The sequence below is a fragment of the Exiguobacterium sp. RIT452 genome (assembly GCF_003598705.1).
Lineage (GTDB): Bacteria > Bacillota > Bacilli > Exiguobacteriales > Exiguobacteriaceae > Exiguobacterium_A > Exiguobacterium_A undae.
Genome location: NZ_QXJB01000002.1, coordinates 409,068 through 431,383 on the forward strand (window position 1 = coordinate 409,068; position 22,316 = coordinate 431,383).

The following is a 22,316-nucleotide window of genomic DNA, read 5'->3' on the forward strand; positions in this document are numbered from 1 at the left end:
TCACCTCACATTCAATAACAGCTGCAACGCCCGTTTCACATATTGGTCGGTGGACAGTACTTCGCCTTGGAGCGCCTTTTTGACCTTTTCGACTTCCCGGTCGCTGTAACCGAGTGCCGTCAAGGCTTCGCATGCTTCGTTCAGCTCGGCGTTTCCTTGCGCAAACAAACCTTCGCTCGGGATATAATCCGGTGCCAATTCAGCCAATTTGCCTTTTAAATCAAGGGTCATCTGTTTCGCTGTCTTTTTACCGACACCCGGGAACTTAATCAAATAACTTTCCTTTTCCTGTTCAATCGCTTCAACGAGTGCGTCCACGTCACCGGATGCCACGATGGCAAGTGACCCTTTTGGACCAATGCCGGTCACACCGAGTAATTTCGTGAACAGTGCCCGCTCGCGTCGGGAACGGAATCCGAACAATACTTCTTGATCTTCTCTGACATAATGATACGTATATACGATAACCTGTTCGTCTCCGGTCCGATAAAAAAACGGGTTCGGTGCTACGATTTTGTAGCCAATCCCCCCGACCTCGATCGTCACGAATTCCGCACAGACATAAGCGACTTCGCCGCGTACGAATTCTATCACTTTAGAACGCTCCCATCCATTAACAAACTCTCGTGTTATTGTAGCATATAACGAGGAAGCTCTTCAAAATGTAATTCCGTAAACGTAGCAATCGGGCAATCTAAATAGTCATATGAAAAGGCGAGGATGGCAGATTTTAAATCTACCATCCTCGCCTGTCTAAAACGACTTTTATATGACTTGATTTTAAGAACGTTCGAGCATCCGCTCAAGCGCGAGGACCGCATACCGGGTCGTCTCCAAATCCACCGTGATGATGTTGACCGGCTCTCCTGCTTCGATCTGAACAAGTGACCATGCAAGGTGCGGTAAATCAATCCGGTTCATCGTCAGGCACGGACACATGAAGGGATTCAACGAGACGATATCGAGCTCCGGATGATCTTTTGCCAAGCGTTGTACCAGATTCATTTCTGTTCCGATCGCCCATTTCGTTCCCGGTTCTGCCTGTTCAATCTGCTGAATGATGTACGCTGTCGAACCGTTCAAATCAGAAGCCGCGACGACTTCAAACGAACATTCCGGATGGACGAGAATCGTCCGGTCGGGTTCTGCCTTCCGGAATTGCTCGATTTGACCGACGGTGAACTTTTCATGGACCGAACAATGACCCTTCCAAAGGATGACCCGAATCTCGTCATCTGCACCGTCAAACAACAGCTCATCCGCAATCGGATCCCAGACCGCCATCTGTTCAAGCGGAACGCCCAGTGCATGCGCCGTGTTCCGGCCCAGATGTTGATCCGGCAGGAAAAACAAAATCTCTCGTTCCGCAAGCGCCCATTCGACCATCCGGACGGCATTGGACGAAGTGACGGTCGCGCCACCGTGGCGACCTACAAACGCTTTGATTTCCGCCGTTGAATTGACATACGTCAACGGGAGAATGGAACGTTTGAGACGCTCCGATAAAATCTCATAGGCACGTTCCGTCTGAAAACCATTTGCCATGTCGGCCATCGAACATCCGGCCCGCATATCCGGCAAGACGACCGTGTGGTCACTCGCGGTCAGCATATCTGCCGTCTCCGCCATGAAATGAACGCCGCAAAACACGGTATACTCCGCCGCTGTCATCTTTTTCGCGATTTGCGCGAGCTGAAGCGAATCTCCTGTCGCATCGGCAAACTGGACGACTTCATCTTTTTGATAATGATGGGCCGGTAAAAATAATCGACTGCCCATGCGGGATTTCACACCTTCAATCACAGCAATCAGCTCTGCATCTGATTTTGCCAAATACGTTTTCGGAATGCCGTTATCGGTAAACAAATCAAGCTTCATCTTTTTTTCCTCCTACGATTTTCATACTGATATCCAGTGCGGGCGCTGAATGCGTCAACGCACCAAGCGAGATGTAATCGGCACCGGTCTGACAATAAGCAGGTAACGTGTCGAGGGTAATCCCACCCGACAATTCGACGGTGATGTGAGCCGGTATGCGTTGCCGTAACACCTTGACCTCTTCCGGCGAACGGTTGTCGAGCATGATGATATCCACGTTTGCCGCCACTGCTTCTTCGACTTCATCCGCTGTCTCGACCTCGACCTCGATTGGTGTCGTATGACCAATCTGTCGTTTCGCCCGTTCCACGGCTGCCGTAATCGATCCGGCGACCGTGATGTGATTGTCCTTAATCATGACTGCGTCATCGAGGCGCCCTCGGTGGTTAAATCCTCCACCGATCCGGACGGCATGTTTCTCAAGCATCCGCAATCCGGGTGTCGTCTTCCGGGTGTCTGAGATCCGAACGTTTCCCGCCGCTTGTCGAACCGCCTGATGTGTCAGCGTCGCAATTCCTGATGTGCGTTGAATCAGATTCAAGGCGACCCGTTCGCCTGTCAAAATCGATCGCAAATGTCCGGACCACCGGGCAAGGACTTGTCCCTGTTCAATCGCTTGTCCATCCTTGACTAAAAGCTCCTGCTCCACTCCGAGCAACGCTGCAAGTTCGGTTAAAACGAGCTCGCCGCAAAAGACGCCGGATTCTTTAGCGATGAATCGTCCGACCCCCTGCTCGTTTCCGGTCAGACACACTTCACTGGTCACATCTTGATGACCGATGTCTTCCGTTAAAAATCCTTCAAGTTGTTGCCGCAGTAACCATTTGTTCATGTACTTGTTCTCCTTTTACGCGTCGGATCGCCCCTTCTAACAACAACCGGGCCGTCCTCGTTTTTAACTGATTGATTTCTGCTTGCCGTCCTGTCCGCTGACCGTCTGACGACAGCTCGATTGTTCGCAGGGCATCCTCGAGCAATTTTTCATGCAACTCTACCTGCAGAACCTCAGTCAGCAAGGATTCGACAGCATGGGTTTCGTCGTCCTGTACACGTCTGTTCGGCAATGGTTGTCGCTCCGGTAGCTGAAGCTGCTGAGCCAGTTGTTTCCCTACCACAAAACACTCGAGAAGCGAGTTCGAAGCGAGACGGTTTTTTCCGTGCAGACCGGTCGAGGCTGTCTCCCCGACCGCATACAAGCCGGGCACCGTCGTCCGTCCTGCTTGATCCGTCTTGATTCCCCCCATCAAGAAATGAACACCTGTCGTCACTTCGACGAGATCGGGCGATATGTTCAATGATTCACATTTTTTAACAAACGTCGGGAATCGTTGATCGAGCGTCTGAACCATGGTCGTATTCAAATACACCGGCTTGTTTTTTCTCGTTGCAGTAATGACGGCAGCCACCTCGTCCCGTGCCGCTAAGTCACCTTGCGGATGGTCAGCCATCAATCGTCGACCGTCTGCTGTCATCAAATAAGCCCCGGCTCCCCGCAAGGCTTCTGTGATCAACCCTTGGCTTTTACCGTTATGGACGAGGACCGTAGGATGGTGCTGAATGTATCCTAAGTCGCCCAGTTCGGCTCCCGCTTGACTGGCAAGTGCTAAACCGTCTCCGGTCAGACTCGGATCGTTCGTCGACGTCAGAAACAAGCCGCCGATCCCTCCCGTCGCCAGAACTACAGCTCGAGCGGAAATCCGCATCGGATTTTCGCCTTGGTATCCAACAGCTCCGACAACCTGTTGACCGTTCATCAACAGCTCCGTCACCACTGTCTCCTCCAAAATCGGGTGCTGCAGTTGTTGCAACAATTGTGTCATCATCCGTTCACCCGTTTGATCGCCGCCGCTGTGGAAAATCCGCGGCAGGCTGTGGGCGCCTTCCCGTCCGAGTGCATAGTGTCCAGATGCGTCCCGATCAAAGGTCACGCCAAACGATTCCAGTTCGGTGATGACATGCCGGCCGGCTTCTGTAATGAACGTAATCATCTCCTCGTCGGTGTGTCCTTTTGCCGCTTGGATCGTATCCGCTTGATGGGAGAAAGGAGTCTGTTCCAGATAGGCGGACGCAATGCCTCCTTGTGCCCGCATCGAGTTTGTCTCGGTCTTCTTTCCTTTTGAGACGAGCAGGACGTTCATGGACGCCGGGACATGTAAGGCAACCGAAACTGCCGCCAGTCCTGTGCCGATAATTAATAAGTCCACTTCAACTTCTTTATGTAAAGACATTTGTTTTACACCTCTGTATTATTTGTTTACTATTGACTTGACAATAAGTTTGGCATATTTTTAGCTGAGTGACAAGATGAAAGGATACGATAACTGATGATTTATTTGGATCATGCTGCAACGACCCCCATCCATCCGGATGCGTTAGAGCAATACAAAAGAACGGCAGAAACCGCCTATGGCAACAGTTCTTCACTTCATGACGCGGGGGACGATGCTCTCCGATTATTAAATCAAGCCCGTGCTCAACTGCTCGATTGGCTCCAATTGACCGAAGGAAATATCTTATTTACCGGCAGTGGTTCAGAAGCAAACTATATCGCGCTCAGCCATTTGCTTCGTCAAAGTAAGAAGACAACTGTCTTGACACTTGCTTCGGAACACGATTCCGTCCTGCTCCCCTTGAAACGATTGGCCCGTCAAACGGTGACGATCAATTTGTTACCGACAGGAGAATTTGACTGGAACGCCTTTCGTGAGGCCTGTACGGACGACATCGGTGTCGTCTCCGTCCAACACGTCAATTCCGACACCGGTTTTGTGTTTCCGGTCGCCGAGATCGCTGCATTTTGTCGGCAAAACAATATTTTGGTTCATTGTGACGGAGTTCAGGGATTTTTAAAGCAACCCGTCTGTTTAAAAGATGTCGACGCCTATACGATCAGCAGTCATAAAGTCTACGGTCCAAAAGGTCTTGGCGCCGTCTACTTGCGGCGCCCGTTATTCAGTCCGTATTACGAATCCCATCATGAGTTCGGGATTCGTCCCGGCACGGTCGACGTCCCCGGGATCGCCGCATTCTTGATGGCGTGTCAGCGTTACCGCGATGAAAATCAGAAGATCCAGGCATCGAGTAAAAGATTTCGTGGTATGCTAAAAAAAAGACTTCCATCTACTCGGTATCAAATCATTGAATCGCCTCAGCAACTCGACTCGATTTGCGCCATCCGGACAAAACAACGGGATGGTCAATTCGTCCTTCTTGCCCTGAACCGTGCCGGCATTGCCGTCTCGGCAGGAAGCGCTTGTCGGGCAGGTGAAAATGGTCCAAATGCGACGTTACGTGCGATCGGGTACGAAGATTCGGCCGCGCATGGACTCATTCGTCTGAGCTTTGGCCGCACTACCACTACCGAAGAAGTCAATCAGTGTATCGCTGTACTTTGTTCACTGGAGGAATCAGATTAAGAGAAAGGCAGGAGTCGTCATGGAAAGAAGACAGTCCGGAGAAGAACGCCGGCAAGGATTACTGCGGATGATCCAAGAAAACGATCGTCCGGTTACCGGTACACAACTTGCGAAGCAAGCAGGGGTGAGTCGTCAGGTCATCGTCCAAGACTTATCGTTGTTAAAAGCAAAAGGATATCCGGTCGTCGCGACCGCCAGAGGATACTTATTAAATGATCCGGCGCTCGACGGAACCCGTCGGATTCGAAAAGTCGTCTGCCGTCACGGTTACGATCAATTAAAAGCCGAATGTGATGCCATCGTTGATGAAGGGGTCATTTTGCGAGATGTCATCGTCGAACATCCGGTGTACGGGTTTTTGACAGGTGAATTGATGTTGAGAAGCCGGCGAGATGTCCGCGCCTTGATTGAGCGGCTCGAAGAAACACAGGCTACCCCCTTGTCCAGCCTGACAGATGGTGTCCATATCCATACACTCGAAGCCGACAATGAAGAAGCTTTGGACGCAGCGATTGAAGCCCTTGACCGGTTAGGTATCCTCGTTTCAGAACTGGATGTCTGATCTTAGTTCATGTATTCCGTGCAAATGCGCATATCAAAAAAGGTCCATCCCGTTTTTTACGGAATGGACCTTTTTTATGGTTTCAATTAGACGGACTCATCGATCGGCTCAACAGGTGGTTCATCCAAAAATGTTGCCAAGACCGTTCGAACACGACGATTCTCGACGTGTAAGACAGTCAAGGTGACTTGTCGATAAACCATCTGCGTTCCCTCTTCCGGAATATGACCGACATCTTCCATAATCCATCCGCCAAGTGATTGCGCTTCTGTTTCCGGCATCGTCAGACCAAATTGATGACAAAAGTCTTCAATATCATATTCAGCGAGACATTCATAACGATTCGTTCCGACTTGTTTCGTGTACTCAAGGGATTCATCGTGTTCGTCCCAAATTTCACCAACCAGCTCTTCGAGGATATCCTCGAGCGTGATGAGTCCGGCCGTTCCGCCAAACTCGTCCAGTACAACCGCCATATGGGACTGCTTTACCTTCAACTCGGGCAAAAGATCCATGATATGCGTTTGTGGAACGACAAATGAGACAGGCCGAATCAGCTCTCGAATCTCCACTCGCCCGTTTTTTACGAATTCACGTAAAAAATCGCGTTCGGATAAGACACCGATGATGTGATCGATGGAATCTTTATAGACCGGCAAGCGCGAAAAGCCGCCCTTTTGAACTTCCTGTAAGATGTCATCAAAACTCGCATCAATATCGATCGCCTGAATGTCCGTTCGCGGTGTCAACGCTTCCTCGACCGTGACATTCTTGAAATCGACAGCACGATGAACGATTTCGGCACTGGCTTGATTCATAATCCCTTCTTCTTCACTGATATCAACGAGCGCACGGAGTTCTTGTTCCGTGACGAGTGGTCCTTTCGGATCGGCACCAATCAGCACTAATGCTGCTTGTCGTAACTTCAGGAATACAAAAATGAAGGGTTTGAAGACGACCAAACAGAGATGAAGCGGACTGCTGATCCAAAATACATACGTTTCCGCATGTTCTCGTGCATACGATTTAGGAATTAACTCTCCAAATAACAATATGAACAAAAACGTCAGGAAAATGATGCTGATTTGCATCAACAAATCCGTCGACAAGGACATCGCCAACCATCCGCCGATCATCGCTACACCTAGATTCGACAGTGTATTTCCGATCAGGATGGCGGTGAGCGTCTCCTCATAACGTTGTAACAGACGGAGTGCTTGTGACGCACGTGCATTGCCCTCTTCCGACTGATGTAAGATCCGTAACCGATTCGCACTAGATAAGGCTGTTTCAGAAGACGAAAAGAATGCTGAAATAACTAGTAAGACGAAGAACCAGATGAACTGAATCGCGGGAAGTGGGTCCACGATGCTCTCACACTCCATTTCTCAAATAATCTTGTTTGACCGTTTCGATTAGAACGACGACTCGATGAATTCGAATTCGAAGTCACGGATTCGAACGACGTCGCCGTCAATCGCACCCATTTTACGAAGCTCTTCGTCGACACCCATTTGACGCAACGTCCGCGCAAAACGTTTGATCGACTCTTCACGCATGAAGTTTGTCATCGTAAACAGTTTCTCAATCCGTGGTCCTTTGATGACGAAGCAATCATCTTCATCTTTCGAAATCGTAAATCCAGCTTCCGGCGCTTCATATCCGTAGACGACACGTGGTGTCGCTGTTTTCTCTTCCAGCTCTTCCAGACCGAATTCAGGCGTCGCATCCACAAGATCTGCAATCCGGAATAAGAGGTCCCGTAACCCTTGACGCGTCGCAGCTGAAATCGCGAATACTTCCAAGTCCGGGAATGCTTCCTTGAAGGCTTCCAGATTGGCTTCTGCATCCGGCATATCCATTTTGTTTGCGACGACGACTTGTGGTCGTTCTGTCAAACGCAGGTTATAGTCGGCAAGCTCCTTATTGATGATGTTGTAATCGTCAATCGGATCGCGTCCTTCCATCCCGCTCATATCGATGACATGGACGATGACTTTTGTCCGTTCGACGTGACGTAAGAATTGGTGACCAAGACCAACCCCTTCGCTTGCGCCTTCAATCAGACCCGGTAGATCGGCCATGACGAAGCTCCGGCTGTCTTCCGTTTCGACTACTCCGATGTTTGGTGTGATTGTCGTGAAGTGATACGCTCCGATTTTCGGGCGCGCCGCTGAGACGATCGAAAGCATCGTTGATTTCCCGACACTCGGGAATCCGACGAGTCCGACATCCGCGAGCATTTTCAATTCGAGTTTCAAGTACTTCTCTTCACCTGGTTCCCCGTTTTCCGCGTGTTCCGGAGCCGGGTTGGCTGGTGTCGCGAAACGTGAGTTCCCACGTCCTCCGCGTCCACCTTTTGCGACGATTGCTTGTTGCCCGTGGTGGACGAGATCGGCGATGACTGCATCCGTATCGTCATCATACACGACCGTACCTGGTGGAACCTTGACGACGAGATGCTCGGCTTTACGACCGTGCATTCCTTTCGACATCCCGTTTTCACCTTGGACGGCTTTGAAGTGACGTTTGTAACGGAAATCCATCAAGGTCCGGAGTCCTTCATCCACTTCGAGAACGACGTGAGCACCATGCCCGCCATCTCCTCCGGCAGGACCACCGTCTGGAACATATTTTTCGCGACGGAACGCAACTTGTCCGCGTCCTCCATCTCCTGCTTTTACATAAATATTTACCTGATCGACAAACATGTCAGATCCCTCCTATTACTGTTCTTCCTCTACAGGAAGACTTTCGATTTCGATCACACACTCATGTTCCGTCTGTGACTCGATCTCCATCGGCGTCACTAGATCTTTAAGGCGCGACATATCTAGTAGATCCCGATAGATCTCGATGGTCACGCCCTCATGAAAGGTTACGGATACTTCTCCATTTCCCACTTCTATCATGTCAAGCGCAGCTTCAATGACGGTCGCAAGACGCGAATCATCGATCTGCTTTGGTTTCTCAATCACATCATATTCGACAGTTAAACCTGTCCAATCCGCTCGTTGCAGTGTGAGCGCTGTTTTCGGCAATTCAATCAAGGAGAGTCGCCCTTCTCGTGACGCTTGCTCCCGGTAGACTGAACAGATCGATTCAACAGCCGCCTCGTCACCCATCGCGCTATATGAACGAACGAGTTGCAATCGATTCAACCATTCGTGACGAAGTGACTTCAAAAGATCCAGTACCTGCTCATCCTTCATCAGTCGTTCCCTCCTAAAAAAAACAGACCCTAACCCCTGAAAGTGGCTAGAGTCTGCTTCATCGATCACTTATGCTGGGTAAACGCTGACTTGTTTTTTGTCGCGTCCGAGACGTTCGAAACGAACGACACCAGTTGCAGTTGCGAAAAGTGTATCATCGCCACCACGTCCGACGTTCATACCTGGGTGAATCTTCGTACCGCGTTGGCGGTAGAGGATTGAACCAGCAGAAACAGTTTGACCGTCTGCACGTTTCGCCCCAAGGCGTTTCGATTGCGAGTCACGACCGTTCTTTGTCGAACCTACCCCTTTTTTCGATGCGAAGAACTGAAGATTAAGTTTCAACATGTGGAATCCACCTCCTATATTTGTTCAAGTTGGATATACTCACCGTAACTTTCAGCGATGGTTCCGAGTTGGACCAATGTCGCTTCCAGTAACAATTGGGTGCGTTCGCTGATTTCCGGTGCTAAATCAGCATACGGTTCTACATAAAAGTAGCCACCTTCTTGTTGTTCTGCCATTTCAAGGAGCAGGACCTGCCCGAGGAGTGATTCGATGGCATTGTATGCCCCGAAAATCACACTTGATGTGCCGGCACAGACTAAATCCAAACCAGGCTCAGCAAATTCGGCATGTCCTGTCACTTCGATGGAGCGGATTAACTCCGCTTCATCTCGTCGAATCTTGACACGTATCATGGCTTACGCTTCGATTTTCTCGATGCGGACCTTCGTGTAAGGTTGACGGTGACCTTGCTTACGACGGTAGTTCTTTTTAGCTTTCATTTTGAAGACAGTGATCTTTTTCGCGCGAGCGTGTTTGATGACCGTTGCTACGACCTTCGCACCTTCTACGAGTGGAGCGCCGACTTTAACATCGTCACCACCAAGGATCAAGACTTCACCGAATTCTACTGTGCTGTCGACGTCTGCGTTTAATTTCTCAACGTAGATTTCTTGGCCAGCTTCGACTTTAACTTGTTTACCACCAGTTTTAATAATTGCGTACATTACGTGCACCTCCTCTTAGGAACTCAGACTCGCCATCACGGGCAGCGGATGCTTTATGACCCGGTCTGTGCGGTTGTAGTCATTTGGGTGCTTCCAAACGAACTAACGTTATTCAGAATACCAAACGATGTTGACTGTTGTCAATAACGTTCTGTCAGGATTCTGATTGTCTTTTGACGAAATCGTCACAGTCGGCTTTTGTGCCTGTAAACAAAATACCCGTTTCCCCTTCCACAAGCACAAGTTCGACCGGACTTTCTTGAAGGAAAAGTGGACTGAGCGAATCGAGTGGTGCCCGTACGACGGCGGCTTCTGCATAGGTCGCAATTTCGAGCAGCTTCGGTTCGAGTTGCCGGTGAATCGCAATCCGGGACGGTTTTCCTTGCTCGAGCGATCGTTCGAGTAAGGACTTCCCATGGCGTTGCCGTGTCAGCTCACATAATCCCATCTTCGTAAATCCATGGATTTCAATCTGTTTCGACTCATGCGCCGCCCGTTCTTTTAACAGTTGCGTCACACGGGTCTGTCCTTTACTCGACCCCCGCAGGAAATCGACGGCAATCATGCCGCTGATGTTCCGCAGACGCAGTTGACGCATGATTTCCACCGCTGCTGCTTCGTTAATTTGATCAAACGTCCGTTTTTGTTCCTTGACGGAAATCGTCTTGCCGCTGTTGATGTCGATGACCGTCATCGTCTCCACTTCTTCAATCAGCAGGTAAGCGCCGCCCTCTAACCACACGACTTTATCCAACGCCTTGTCAATCGCCCGGTCGACTTGCTCCATCGCCGGGAGACGTCCTTTCATGACCGGCCGTTCGACACGCAAGCCCATCTGTTCGAGCCGTTCCTTATCGATCCGGCTCGTCACGAGCGCTTCTTCGACATGTGCCAGCCGTTTTGCTTCCTGCACGATCAACGACTCATCCTGCTCAAGCGTCATCTGCTCGACCATCTTCCCGTGACGCGCACGCAACTGTTTCAGTTCGGCTTCAAGGACCGTCCCTTCCGCTTGTGCCGATTCCGTCCGGTAGAGAAGGCCTTCCGTCTCATCCAGTGTCACTCGTTTCGCCAACTGCTGCTGGACGACTACATCCAGCTTCCGGCTGAAACGGACACGCCGCCCGTATGGGAAGTAGACAAGAAAACGTCCGCCATAGGTGATGTTTTGTGTCACCTTATGTTGTTTTGGTGCCGCTCCTTCTTTGACGACTTGGACGAGTAGTGTCTGTCCGACCTGAACCGCCTGTCCGATCGTCGGCACGTCCGGATAACGCCGCAAGGCTTCCAGCGTCTCATTGATCGGTAAATAAAGCGGGGTGCCGTCAGTCGCCACTAAGAACGCCGCACCGAGCGTCGGATGTAACCGGTCGACCTTTGCGTGAAGCAACGTCCCGACGCGGATCTCATCGCGCATCCGTTCATGGTATTCGACGACACGCCCGCCTTCCACTAAGGCGACCCGTTCCAAGGACGGGGTTTGTTCACTAATCCATTTCATCTCGATTCCTCCATGAAAAATAGACTAGAAGCATAAAAGCCCTTCTAGTCTATTTTCCCCTTCTTATTTCATGCCAAGCATTTTTTTCAGTTTAACGAAAAATCCTTTTTGAGGCTGCTCCATGATATCAAGCAGCGGTACCGATTCTCCAAGAATCCGGCGGGTGATGTTCCGGTAACCGAGACCTGCCCGATTATCCGGATTCATCGTCACCGGTACACCGCGGTGTGATGCGGCAATGACTTCTTCGTCATCAACGATCAATCCGAGGAGGTCAATCGATAAAATACGCATGATTTCATCAATGTCGAGCATGTCGCCGGACGCCATCATGTGTGAACGAACCCGGTTGACCACCAGTTTCGGAACGATTTTCCGCTCTGATCGTTCGAGCATCCCGATGATCCGGTCTGCATCCTGAACCGCTGCTTTTTCCGGCGTCGTGACGATGACGGCTTCATCCGCTCCCGCGATCGCATTCATGAATCCTTGCTCGATGCCGGCCGGGCAATCAATCAGGACAAAATCATACTCTAACTTCAATGTATCAATGATCGCCTTTACCTGTTCCGGTGTGACGGATGACTTATCCTTGGACTGGGCAGCAGGTAACAGGTACATCTCTTCAAAACGTTTATCACGAACGAGGGCTTGATGCAATTTACATTGTCCTGTCACGACGTCAACAATGTTATAGATACTGCGGTTATCCAGTCCGAGTACGATATCCAGATTCCGAAGACCGATATCTGTATCGACAAGGCAAACCGAATGTCCCATCAGCGCAAGCGCTGTACCGATGTTCGCCGTCGTCGTCGTTTTACCGACGCCACCTTTACCAGATGTGACGACGATGGCACGACCCACATGCGTCGCCGCATCTCTATGTACCTGTTCTTTCACTTGTTCCATATCTGTCACCCTCTTTCACTATCAATCGCAAACTGATCCATCCGCGCAAGCGGAACGGTCTGAAGACGGGAAAATTCAACCCCGGTGTCTCCTACAAAAGCACAACCCATTTCTAGCGCTTTTACCGGCGCATCATCCGGATCTTCATAGACGAAGTCGGAAATGGAAATCCATTTGGGTTGTAAGATACTTGCGGCAATCACCGCTTGCTGATTTCCGCCTTTCCCTGCGTGAACGGTTCCCCGTAACGCGCCGAGACAATAAATACTGCCGGTCGCATGTACGACGGCACCCGGATTGATGTCACCGATGACGACGATTGATCCTTCGACATCGACGACATGACCGCTGCGGGCGGTTCCGCCAAAGTAATGAAACGTTCGTTCGCCGTAGAGCGCCTTCGCTTCATCCTTGGTCAGACAATCACTGTCATAACCGTTAAACGAAAATGAATCATGACGCGCAACAATGGATTCGACGGCCGTCACAACGCCTTCGTCGACATACCGTCGACCGAAGAAGAAGGTAATCGGCACGGCGCGTCCGTTCTCGACGGATTTGTCGGCAAGCGTCAATTCTAAATCGTCAAGAAATTCATCCACACTGCACCTTTCATTTACATAGACGGCGAGGCCACCACGATGACCTTTCATCGTTACATAACGCTTACGCTCAATCATGACTCATCCTCTTTTCTCATCAAATGTGGATTGCACCAGACGCGTCATCGGATAATACAACACGATGATTCCAATCAACTGGGCAATGAGACTCCTTGGAATGATTTGTGTCGCCAGCTCCTTGAAGGGAACCTCGACACCGACGACCGAAGCCGTAAAGAAATAGATATCCAGTTCAAACAAAATAGCGCTGAACGTAAAGGTGACGATAATCGTTAATACGTTCTCCTTTACATATTTTAGCACGAAGCTACTAAAAAGCGGAATGGCTGATAGTGCAAATAAATAAATTCCGATGATATCCGAGTAGACGAAATCATACAACAGACCAAATAACAGACCAAAACCAAGTGCCTGTTCGATTCTGCCGTATCGTCCCAAGAACATCAGCGCAATCAGCGTCACGTGCACGGCATACGGAGAACCGTCTCCGAGCGGACCCGCAAACAGCGTCCCTTCCAAGATAAAAAGAAGGAACACGGCGAAAAACAACTTGATGTTATTCACTAGTGTCCCCTCCCTTGTCGGTCTCAGCGAAAGGTTCCTTCGCTTCGCGTTGAATCACGAAAACGTGACCAAACTGTTCGAAGTCTGCTGCCGGTTTGACGTATGCAATTTTCGAAGCACCGTATTGATCCGATTTCACCTGTTCGATCTTCCCAACAACGATTCCGCTTGGATATTTACCACCAAGTCCCGAAGTCGTCACCGTCTGACCTTTTTTTAATTTGGCATCGTTTGGAATCTTCGTGAACTTCAACAGATTCGTTTCTTCATCAAATCCTTCGATCGTTCCGAATACCCCTTTGCCTTTTGTATCATCCGCAACCGCGGAGACATTGTTCGTCCGGCTTGTATCAGACAGTAGTTGCACGAGCGACGTGTAGGCACTCGTCTGAATGACGCGGCCGATCAGTCCGTCTGCTGTCACAACTGCCATATCGGCTTTGACACCTTGTTCTTTTCCGATGTTGACCGTGACGAATCGTTGCCATTCGGATGACGTCCGACCGATCATTTCTGCCGGAAGTAATGTATAGTCACGAATCGAACCTTTTAAGTTCAACATGTCTTTTAATTCTTCATTTTCACGTTCCAAGTCGCGGACCTTGACGGAATTTCCCGCATAGTCCCCCAGTCGTGATTTTAAATACTCATTTTCCTTATACACATCGCGCACTTCTTTAACCGAAGTGACCGTATCATCAATCCAGCCAATCGGTGTCGCAAACAGACGTTGCCCGACCCCCACCGTATCGCGGACAAAACTTTGATACCAGTGGGTTTGGTTACGTCCCTGAAGCGAAATCCCGATTAAAATCACCAAAAGGAGAAAACTAAGGAGTGTGATGAGCAGTTTTCGATTATTTAAAAATCGCTTCATCGCTCATCCCGTCCTTATCTTTTTTGTGAGATGCCTGATTTCGAACGCAATACATTCATCATCTCCAGTGATTTACCTGTACCGATTGCAACACAGTCGAGTGCGTTTTCCGCAACGAGTGTCAAGATGCGTGTCTCGTCTTCAATGACTGAATCCAAGTTTTTCAAGAGGGCACCGCCACCTGTCAAGACGATTCCGCGATCCATGACATCCGCTGACAATTCCGGCGGTGTCTGTTCCAGCGTATGTTTGACGCCTGCTAAAATCGCATCCACCGTATCGGATAAGGCGTCGCAAATTTCTGCACTTGTCACTTCAATCTGCTTCGGAAGTCCTGTGACAAGGTCACGTCCACGAATTTCCATCGTTTCGTTTTCTGACTCTTCATCGATGCGGGCATAACCGATCGTCATTTTCAACGTCTCTGCCGTCCGCTCTCCGATCATCAGGTTGTATTTTGATTTGATGTAACGAATGATCGACTCGTCCATCTCATCTCCACCGACACGAATCGATTGGCTCGTCACGATCCCACCAAGTGAGATGACAGCGACTTCTGTTGTACCGCCACCGATGTCGACGACCATGGATCCTGTTGGTTCTGAAACCGGGAGACCGGCTCCGATTGCTGCTGCGAACGGTTCTTCGATCGTATACGCTTCACGCGCTCCAGCAAGTTTCGCTGCATCTTCAACCGCCCGTTTTTCGACCGATGTGATACCGCTTGGTACACAGATCATGACGTTCGTTTTTGATGAGAACAATCCTTTTTTCTTTGTTGCTTGGTCCATGAAGTATTTGATCATCGTAGCCGTTGTTTCATAATCGGCGATAACCCCATCTTTCATCGGGCGTCGTGCCGTCACGTTCCCCGGTGTCCGTCCAATCATGTTCTTCGCAGCATTACCAACTGCTTCAATCTTTCCTGTATCCGTACGGAATGCGACAACGGAAGGTTCGCGCACGACGATTCCTTGCCCCTTCACATAAACGAGCGTGTTTGCCGTACCTAAGTCAATGCCGATTTCACGGCTAAATGATCCAAACATTATTCAAAAAACCCCTCTCTGAGAATACACTTCACTAATTATAACGGAAAAGCCTTCCTTGGAAAGCGTTAAAACGTTACAGCTTGTTTACAGTTCATTTATTGATTCATAAGAAAAAACGCCTGAGGTCGGGAAACAGACTTCCCCCTCAGACGTTATTCTTACATAAATCCCCGCTGTTTCATACTAATAAATTGTCCATGCCCGATGACGAGGTGATCGATGCAGCTGATTCCGATCAATCTTCCGGCCTCGACCATCCGCTCCGACACCTCGATATCTTCCCGGCTTGGTGTCGGGTCACCCGATGGATGATTATGGACGGCAATGAAGCTTGCTGCCGAACAGCGGATGGCTTCGCGGAAAATATCGCGGGGATGGACGATCGACGTATTGAGACCGCCGATAAACAGCGTCTTTTTGGAAATGACTTCGTTTTTCGTGTTCAAATACAGACAGATGAAATGTTCCTGTTGGTACAGGCGCATCTCCTCCATCAATAATTCTGCCGCATCATCCGGAGAACGAACGACCGGGCGAACCCACTTCGGTTCGGTGACGAGCCGGCGTCCGAGCTCAAGTCCGGCCATGATTTGTAACGCTTTGGCTTTTCCGACACCGGGTGCTTTCTCGAGCCCGCCGACACCCGCCGCCTCGAGTTCGATCAAGGACGGGTAGATGTCGAGCAGTTCTTCCGCGATTTCGAGCGGTCCCCGGTTCCGGGTGCCGCTTCGAACGAGACACGCCAACAACTCAACCGTCGTCGCCTGTGCCAACCCTTTGAGTTGAACCATATCCTTCGGCCATTCAATCACTACATCCGACCTTTCTGACGAGGAATTACGCAAACATCGGTTTGATTCCCAGCGTATCGAGACGACGGCTGATTGGATTAATCGGTAAGCCGACGACATTATAATAATCGCCGTCAATCGCCTCAACGAACAGTCCGCCGATGCCTTGGATACCGTATCCACCGGCCTTGTCATACGGTTCATCGGTCGCGACGTACGACAGCATCCAACTTTCCGGAATCGTACAAAAACGGACTTTTGTCGTCACGGTGAACGTCTCTTCCCGCTCGTCCGTTAAAATCGTCACGCCGGTCACGACTTCATGTGTCCGCCCAGACAACAACCGCAACATCTCAAGGGCAGCTGACCGGTCCGCCGGTTTTTCAAGGATCCGGTGATCCAGTGACACAACCGTATCCGCAGCCAAGATCACTTCACCGGGTTGTGCCACAGCGCGTGCCTTTTTTTGCGACAAATACATCACGTAATCCTCGGAAGACATCGGATAAGGGGCTTCTTCCAGTACATCGGCCGGCCGCACCGTATGCGGTACACCGATCTGTCGTAATAGTTCGGTCCGTCTCGGAGACGCGGAAGCCAGAATCAAGTGGTGTTGCGTTAACATCAGTATCACGCTCTTTTCATATTTTTTCGACCTGCCTTGTTGCAATCAACTTCCAGTATAACGAAAAACAAGTGCTTCTCCGAGAGGGAGAAACACTTGCTTCGTCTTTAGTTACCTGTGACATCGACAAAGGGATCGGATTTTGGTGTCGTCTCCTGTAACGGCGTCTTCTTATCCGGAATCAATTGCGTCAAATCCGGACGGTAGTAACTTTCGATTTCGACCGTAAACGACATCATCTCGTCTTCTAAGACGATCGTCTGACTACCCGCACCTGGTTCATCTGGACCTGTCAGCTGAATCTGCCGTAAAATCGTGATCCGGTCCGTTCGTTCGATTTGCTTCAGGAACGCCATCAATTCAAGATACGACGGCGCCTCCACGGTCAAAGAAGCCGGCAAAGCGGTTGCGGTCGTCGCCGCGACCGGTGTCTCTGCCGTCTCGGCAGCTTCGGTTTCCGATTCCGTCGCCATCGCCCCGTCAACGACTGGCGTCGACTGAACGGGTGATGCTGGTGTTTCAGCCCCTGCCGTACCAAATGTAATGGCTTGTACTTTCACACCGGCAATCTGGCTCGCTGCATTGATGGCATCAAGGACATCATCATTCGCCGGCAAGACCGGGACTTGTTTCTGGAGGAAACTCGACTCCGCGACATCGACTTTCTGCTCGTTCGCCTTCGCGGCTTCGAGTGCCATCTGTTCCCGTTCGAGTGTCGCTTCCGTTCGATTCAGTTCTTGATACGTCGTATACGTCGTATAACCAAAGTAGGATAGACCACCGACGACAAGTAAAATCGTCACGGCCAGAAGTATGAAACCACTATACCGTTTCAATTTTCTTCCACCTCCTCTACTTCAGTCGAGACGACTTCGCCCGGTTCCGGGTCCGTCGTTTCCGGAACGACCTCATCTGAGTTTGACTCCGGCTCGACTGCTGGATCCGTCGTACCATCTTCTTTTGGAGCATCCGGATCGGCTTGATTCGTTTCGCCCTTGATGACCTCCGCTGGGACGACCGTCAACGCAAATTGACCGATGTAACGGGGTTCTTCCGTCTCTGTGTCATCCGATGGTGTGATCGTCGTCGTCGGAATTTCTTCGCCGGTCGTCGGATCGACTGTCGTCGACGTGACGACCTCCGCTTCTTCGTTCATGGTTTTAGTCGTCACACTCGTCAACGTGATGCCCGTAAAGGCAGTATCCGTCAACAACTGACGGTAAAATCCATTTAATTCGTCCAGAGTCTCGAACTGGGCATTCATCGTCACCGTATGATCCGCCGCGTAGGCGAACTGCAGGATGTATCCCCGCTCCGGCAAGTAACGGGTAATCCGTTCGAGTGCCGGGACAGCCGGACGTGGAGTCGCTTCAAGGTCATCGACCGTCTGTTTCAACTGCGCGACTTCTTGTTTCGCGGACTGCGCCGATTCGGACTGGAGCGTCCGGACGATTTGAATTTGATTGTTCGCTGTTTCCATCCGGTCTGCAAATTGATCGGTCTGCCAGTAGAGATACCCACCGATCATTCCGCCAAACAGCAACAAGACTAATGAAGCGACAAGCGGAAACTTTGGTGCAACGTCACTGTCCGGCAACAGATTGATCCGGTCTTTATGGACCGTCGCGAGACCGACAAGCGGCAGATAAGCTTTTGGAACCGGTTGACCAGTCAGCTCAAGCGTATCCGGGACTTGTTCGAGCCTTAGATCAAAGTTTGCTTCAAACCGGCGGACCAGTTCCTCTTGAAACGGGAAGTCTCCCGTCAACATGACCCGGCTGATTTCCCGTCCGTCCCGTGCTAACGAAAAGCGATAAAAATCAAGTACGCGTGAAAATTCGAGCAACATTTCTTCTAAAATCATTTCGACGTTCGCATCGTCCGATCGATACCGATAATGCAAGCGGTCATCGATGACATCAACGTCCCAGGCATTCGAGACAAACGTATCAACGGAACGAATCAAACGCGGAACTTTGTCCTCGATGATGATCAATTGATGATTCGTCGCATTAACGTTCCAGATCAGCAGATTGCTGTCCGCTTCGACCTCATAAAGCGAGTCGAGACCAAAAAATGTCGCGAGCGGTTGCGGCTCAGCCGCGACCAGCCGGAGATGCTTTTGTTTGAACAGCTCCATATATTGTTTGAGCGCTTCGTTTGGAGCGGCATACAACATGATTTCCCGTTTACCGTCTTCTTCCAGTAACGTGTAATCAAAATACGGTTCTTCAAACGGCAGGACGATACTGTGTCCAAGTTCCATGAACAAGTACCCGCGAATCTGATTCGTCTCGATCGTCTCGGGAATTTCGAGTTTCCGGGCGAGGACAAGCGAACCGTCGAGTGCCAAGACCGCTTGGGAACCGCGGGGTACCTTCAGCTTGGCGAGCAAGCTGTCAAAAATCAAATCAAGCGAAGCTTCCGGCTGTAACCATCCGCCCTGAAGCGTCCCCGGCGGAAGCGAGACGACGGCACGGCGTTTGATGACCCCTTTTTTGACGACCGCTCCGAAAATCCCGACATCCGTAAAATTAAAGTAAATATATGTACCTCTGCGCCTAGCTTGCGGCATATGTAGATTCTTCCTTTCCTAGAGGAACAGATCGAGATAAAGCTTTATCCAATCGTCCGCAAAGTAATATGTCAGTAGTGTCCCGATGGCGATCGACGGCACAAACGGTATCGGTTGTTTCCGCTGGACCCGTTTTAATCCAAGCAACGTCAGTCCGATAATCGAGCCGACAAAAGCAGAGACGAACAACGCAATCACGACATCTAACGGTCCTAAAAAAATACCGAGCAATCCAAATAGTTTCACGTCACCAGCCCCCATCCCTTGACGTGACGCAAGAAAGATCACGAACAATAGAAAGAAGCCGACAAATCCGCCAATAATTGGATTATACCAGTTCTCAAGGGGAGAAAGGTAGCGAACAATCAGACTAATCGGTAAAAAGAATAATAAGATTTTATTCGGAATCAGCATATAGGCAAGATCGGACATGACTAGGATGCTGAGTAGACTCGTCAACAGAATCGACAGGACGAATTGCATCGACCAACCGAACTGATAAAAGGCGTAGGCATATAGGATGCCACCGAGTAATTCGAGCGCCGGATATTTGATGGAGATTGGCAACTGACACGTTCGGCATTTGCCACGCAAAACGAGATAACCGATCACCGGCGTCAACTCGAGTGGACCCAGAACATGCCCGCAGTTCGGACAATGCGACCGCGGACGGACAACCGATTCCCCGACCGGCACCCGTAAACCAACGACGTTCGTAAATGAGGTCACAAGCATCCCGATCAGGAAAAAATAAACGGTAAAGACGACAGTCATCGTGCATTCCCTCCTTAAAAAAGTTCAGAAAAAAACCCCCGAGATGGGGGCTTTCATCTTATTTTTCAACTACTCCAGAACGTTTTAAATCTTTTGGATTTGCACCTGTAAAGTATGTGTAAGCTGTAGATTCACTTTTTAAAGTGACTTTGTATTCATACGATCCGTTCTTTTCAGTAACGGTTACGAATGAATCTTCATAGTCAGCATCTGAGTTTAACGCATCTTTCATATCATCGATATATTTTTTTAAAGAATCTGTTCTCGGAGCGGCTTCCGTCCCTTTAGCAACAGCATTAGCTGCAATCGCTTTTTTATCTTCGTTGACACCAACTTTAATTGTTTCCCCAGGCTGAACCGGGTTTGAAGATGTGTAGAGTTTTGCTGCTGCTACCAATTGTTTCGCATCAGATACAACCGCATCCTTACGTGAGTTCTCGATCAATCCACCGATGGCGACGACAGCGATTGCTGCAATGATACCTAAGATAACGACAACTACGAGTAACTCGATCAATGTCAAACCACGCTCATCGCGCATTTGTTTTGCATCTAACCAGATTTCTTTCATACGTTCTAACATGTTTACTATTCCTCCCTAGTACTTTTTAACTGCGACTGGTGTATAGGTCATACTGTCCAGATGAATACTATTATAGTAGCACCATATTTTTTGTAGAAAATGACTTTTTTGTACAAAAGGTAAATGTTTTGACAGTTGTCAACTGGCTTGGATATCGGAGTAGATTTTAAACATCGGTACAACAACCGCGATGACGATGACACCGACGATGACGGCCAAAACGACGATCAATAACGGCTCAATGATTGACTTCAAGCGATCCGTCGTCGTTTCGACTTCCGTTTCATAAAAGTCGGCAACTTCCGTCAGCATCGAGTCGAGCCGTCCCGACTCCTCCCCGATTGCAATCATCTGCGTCACGAGAGGTGGAAAATATTTGTTTTTTGATAACGGTTCGTGCATCGGAATCCCCCGGGACATCGCTTCGTTCGCGCCGGCGATCCCTTTGCGGATGACCCGGTTCGTGACGATCCGTTCTGTGATGTCGAGTGACGCAAGAATCGGGACGGAGGCATTCAGTAAAACGGCCAGCCCCCGTGTCATCAAGGCAATTTGTGATTTTTGAATCAACGGTCCAAACACCGGAATCATTAATATCAGGCGGTCAAAGATCACCCGTTGCCGTTCATTCTTTAAGTTGAAGTACAACAGACCGAGCAACCCAAAGACAATCAGTAGCAAGACCCACCAGTAGGCGACAAAAAAGTCCGATACCGCGACGACGATTTTCGTAATCAACGGCAATTCACTGCCGAGCTGATCAAAAATCGAAGCAAACGTCGGGACGACGTTCAGCATCAAGAAGACGACGACGCCGATTGCAACAACTGAAACGACCGCCGGGTAGATTAAGGCGGAGATGACCTTCCGTTTGATTTCATACTGCTTCTGCAGCTGGGTGACGATGTTATCCAGTGCTTCCTCCAAGTTTCCGCTCGCTTCCCCGGCCATCGCCATACTGACAAAAAACGTATCAAAAACGCGGGGATGTTTCTCGATGGCCTGTGAAAACTGAATCCCGCTCCGTAAATCATCCTCGACTTCGACGAGCGCCCGTTCCAGTGGTTTCGATTCCGTCTGTTTCCGCAAGATTTCGGTTGCCTTGACGATCGAAACGCCCGATCGGACAAGTGTCGCGAATTGTCGGGCATACATGACGAGATGCTCAATTTTCGGTTTAGCGGTCAAAAACGTAATTTCGGTATTTAACCCTTTTGATTCTTGTTTCTCGAGTGACGTCACGGCAATTTGATCGGTCCGTAATCGTTCGGCCGCCTCCCGTTTGGTTAAAGCAGTAATTTTTCCTTTTTTTCGTTTACCGGCCATCGTTCGACCTTCATATATGAAGACTGCCATTG

Annotated in this window: 25 protein-coding genes and 1 other annotated feature; of the genes, 2 read left to right on the forward strand and 23 right to left on the reverse strand. The window is 49.9% G+C overall.

Annotated features, from left to right (window positions below):
- The 4 genes from ruvA to D3D03_RS07605 form a co-directional block, all read right to left on the reverse strand.
- Positions 1-594 carry a Holliday junction branch migration protein RuvA gene (gene ruvA, locus D3D03_RS07590; RefSeq protein ID WP_026827827.1) on the reverse strand — a complete coding sequence of 198 codons (594 nt, stop codon included), beginning with the start codon at positions 592-594 and terminating at the stop codon, positions 1-3.
- Between the two features lie 186 nt (positions 595-780).
- Positions 781-1,878, reverse strand: coding sequence for a quinolinate synthase NadA (nadA, locus tag D3D03_RS07595; RefSeq protein WP_119923256.1), 1,098 nt, complete (start codon positions 1,876-1,878; stop codon positions 781-783).
- Positions 1,868-2,710 (reverse strand): carboxylating nicotinate-nucleotide diphosphorylase, encoded by an 843-nt coding sequence (nadC, locus tag D3D03_RS07600; protein ID WP_119923257.1) that lies wholly within the window; start codon positions 2,708-2,710, stop codon positions 1,868-1,870. The genes nadA and nadC overlap by 11 nt, the downstream gene beginning before the upstream one ends.
- Positions 2,679-4,106, reverse strand: coding sequence for an L-aspartate oxidase (locus D3D03_RS07605; RefSeq protein ID WP_119923258.1), 1,428 nt, complete (start codon positions 4,104-4,106; stop codon positions 2,679-2,681). The genes nadC and D3D03_RS07605 overlap by 32 nt, the downstream gene beginning before the upstream one ends.
- 96 nt (positions 4,107-4,202) lie before the next feature.
- Between D3D03_RS07605 and D3D03_RS07610 the strand changes: the two genes are divergently transcribed.
- Together D3D03_RS07610 and D3D03_RS07615 are read left to right on the forward strand one after the other, a co-directional pair.
- A complete protein-coding gene (locus tag D3D03_RS07610; RefSeq protein ID WP_026832436.1) occupies positions 4,203-5,294 on the forward strand; it encodes a cysteine desulfurase family protein in 1,092 nt (363 codons plus the stop codon).
- A 19-nt stretch (positions 5,295-5,313) separates the two neighbouring features.
- Positions 5,314-5,856: a transcription repressor NadR gene (locus D3D03_RS07615; protein ID WP_119923259.1), complete on the forward strand. Its 543-nt coding sequence runs from the start codon at positions 5,314-5,316 to the stop codon at positions 5,854-5,856.
- An 86-nt stretch (positions 5,857-5,942) separates the two neighbouring features.
- On the opposite strand, the gene D3D03_RS07620 is transcribed toward D3D03_RS07615, so the two are convergent.
- From D3D03_RS07620 to D3D03_RS07710, 19 genes are all read right to left on the reverse strand, one after another.
- Positions 5,943-7,223: a hemolysin family protein gene (locus D3D03_RS07620; RefSeq protein ID WP_119923260.1), complete on the reverse strand. Its 1,281-nt coding sequence runs from the start codon at positions 7,221-7,223 to the stop codon at positions 5,943-5,945.
- A gap of 48 nt (positions 7,224-7,271) precedes the next feature.
- Complete coding sequence (gene obgE, locus D3D03_RS07625; protein WP_026832433.1) at positions 7,272-8,567, reverse strand: GTPase ObgE; 1,296 nt, start codon at positions 8,565-8,567, stop codon at positions 7,272-7,274.
- Positions 8,568-8,582: 15 nt separating this feature from the next.
- On the reverse strand, positions 8,583-9,068 hold the full coding sequence (locus D3D03_RS07630) for a Spo0B domain-containing protein (protein ID WP_026832432.1): 486 nt from the start codon (positions 9,066-9,068) through the stop codon (positions 8,583-8,585).
- A gap of 69 nt (positions 9,069-9,137) precedes the next feature.
- Positions 9,138-9,416: a 50S ribosomal protein L27 gene (rpmA, locus tag D3D03_RS07635; protein ID WP_012370976.1), complete on the reverse strand. Its 279-nt coding sequence runs from the start codon at positions 9,414-9,416 to the stop codon at positions 9,138-9,140.
- A gap of 14 nt (positions 9,417-9,430) precedes the next feature.
- Positions 9,431-9,769: a ribosomal-processing cysteine protease Prp gene (locus tag D3D03_RS07640; RefSeq protein WP_026832431.1), complete on the reverse strand. Its 339-nt coding sequence runs from the start codon at positions 9,767-9,769 to the stop codon at positions 9,431-9,433.
- 3 nt (positions 9,770-9,772) lie between these two features.
- On the reverse strand, positions 9,773-10,081 hold the full coding sequence (rplU, locus tag D3D03_RS07645) for a 50S ribosomal protein L21 (protein ID WP_012370978.1): 309 nt from the start codon (positions 10,079-10,081) through the stop codon (positions 9,773-9,775).
- Positions 10,082-10,096: 15 nt separating this feature from the next.
- Positions 10,097-10,166, reverse strand: a sequence feature (ribosomal protein L21 leader region).
- A gap of 69 nt (positions 10,167-10,235) precedes the next feature.
- Complete coding sequence (locus D3D03_RS07650) at positions 10,236-11,582, reverse strand: ribonuclease E/G (RefSeq protein WP_119923261.1); 1,347 nt, start codon at positions 11,580-11,582, stop codon at positions 10,236-10,238.
- Positions 11,583-11,645: 63 nt separating this feature from the next.
- The gene (minD, locus tag D3D03_RS07655; RefSeq protein WP_026832429.1) at positions 11,646-12,449 is read right to left on the reverse strand and encodes a septum site-determining protein MinD; all 804 of its coding nucleotides are present in this window, start codon (positions 12,447-12,449) and stop codon (positions 11,646-11,648) included.
- Positions 12,450-12,499: 50 nt separating this feature from the next.
- Complete coding sequence (locus D3D03_RS07660) at positions 12,500-13,174, reverse strand: septum site-determining protein MinC (protein WP_028105921.1); 675 nt, start codon at positions 13,172-13,174, stop codon at positions 12,500-12,502.
- A 3-nt stretch (positions 13,175-13,177) separates the two neighbouring features.
- Positions 13,178-13,681: a rod shape-determining protein MreD gene (mreD, locus tag D3D03_RS07665; protein WP_026832427.1), complete on the reverse strand. Its 504-nt coding sequence runs from the start codon at positions 13,679-13,681 to the stop codon at positions 13,178-13,180.
- Complete coding sequence (mreC, locus tag D3D03_RS07670) at positions 13,674-14,558, reverse strand: rod shape-determining protein MreC (RefSeq protein WP_026832426.1); 885 nt, start codon at positions 14,556-14,558, stop codon at positions 13,674-13,676. Before mreC ends, mreD begins: the two co-directional genes overlap by 8 nt.
- 14 nt (positions 14,559-14,572) lie before the next feature.
- On the reverse strand, positions 14,573-15,607 hold the full coding sequence (locus D3D03_RS07675; RefSeq protein WP_026832425.1) for a rod shape-determining protein: 1,035 nt from the start codon (positions 15,605-15,607) through the stop codon (positions 14,573-14,575).
- A 161-nt stretch (positions 15,608-15,768) separates the two neighbouring features.
- Positions 15,769-16,401 (reverse strand): RadC family protein, encoded by a 633-nt coding sequence (radC, locus tag D3D03_RS07680; RefSeq protein ID WP_174544507.1) that lies wholly within the window; start codon positions 16,399-16,401, stop codon positions 15,769-15,771.
- Between the two features lie 46 nt (positions 16,402-16,447).
- Positions 16,448-17,026, reverse strand: a complete 579-nt coding sequence (locus D3D03_RS07685; RefSeq protein ID WP_119923262.1) for a Maf family protein — start codon at positions 17,024-17,026, stop codon at positions 16,448-16,450.
- A 107-nt stretch (positions 17,027-17,133) separates the two neighbouring features.
- Positions 17,134-17,862 (reverse strand): hypothetical protein, encoded by a 729-nt coding sequence (locus tag D3D03_RS07690; protein WP_119923263.1) that lies wholly within the window; start codon positions 17,860-17,862, stop codon positions 17,134-17,136.
- Positions 17,859-19,601 (reverse strand): type IV pilus biogenesis protein PilM, encoded by a 1,743-nt coding sequence (locus D3D03_RS07695; protein ID WP_119923264.1) that lies wholly within the window; start codon positions 19,599-19,601, stop codon positions 17,859-17,861. The genes D3D03_RS07690 and D3D03_RS07695 overlap by 4 nt, the downstream gene beginning before the upstream one ends.
- Positions 19,602-19,619: 18 nt before the next feature.
- Positions 19,620-20,375 carry a prepilin peptidase gene (locus tag D3D03_RS07700; RefSeq protein ID WP_119923265.1) on the reverse strand — a complete coding sequence of 252 codons (756 nt, stop codon included), beginning with the start codon at positions 20,373-20,375 and terminating at the stop codon, positions 19,620-19,622.
- Positions 20,376-20,433: 58 nt separating this feature from the next.
- Complete coding sequence (locus tag D3D03_RS07705; protein WP_119923266.1) at positions 20,434-20,958, reverse strand: type II secretion system protein; 525 nt, start codon at positions 20,956-20,958, stop codon at positions 20,434-20,436.
- A gap of 138 nt (positions 20,959-21,096) precedes the next feature.
- Positions 21,097-22,314, reverse strand: a complete 1,218-nt coding sequence (locus D3D03_RS07710) for a type II secretion system F family protein (RefSeq protein WP_119923267.1) — start codon at positions 22,312-22,314, stop codon at positions 21,097-21,099.
- Positions 22,315-22,316: the final 2 nt, after the last annotated feature.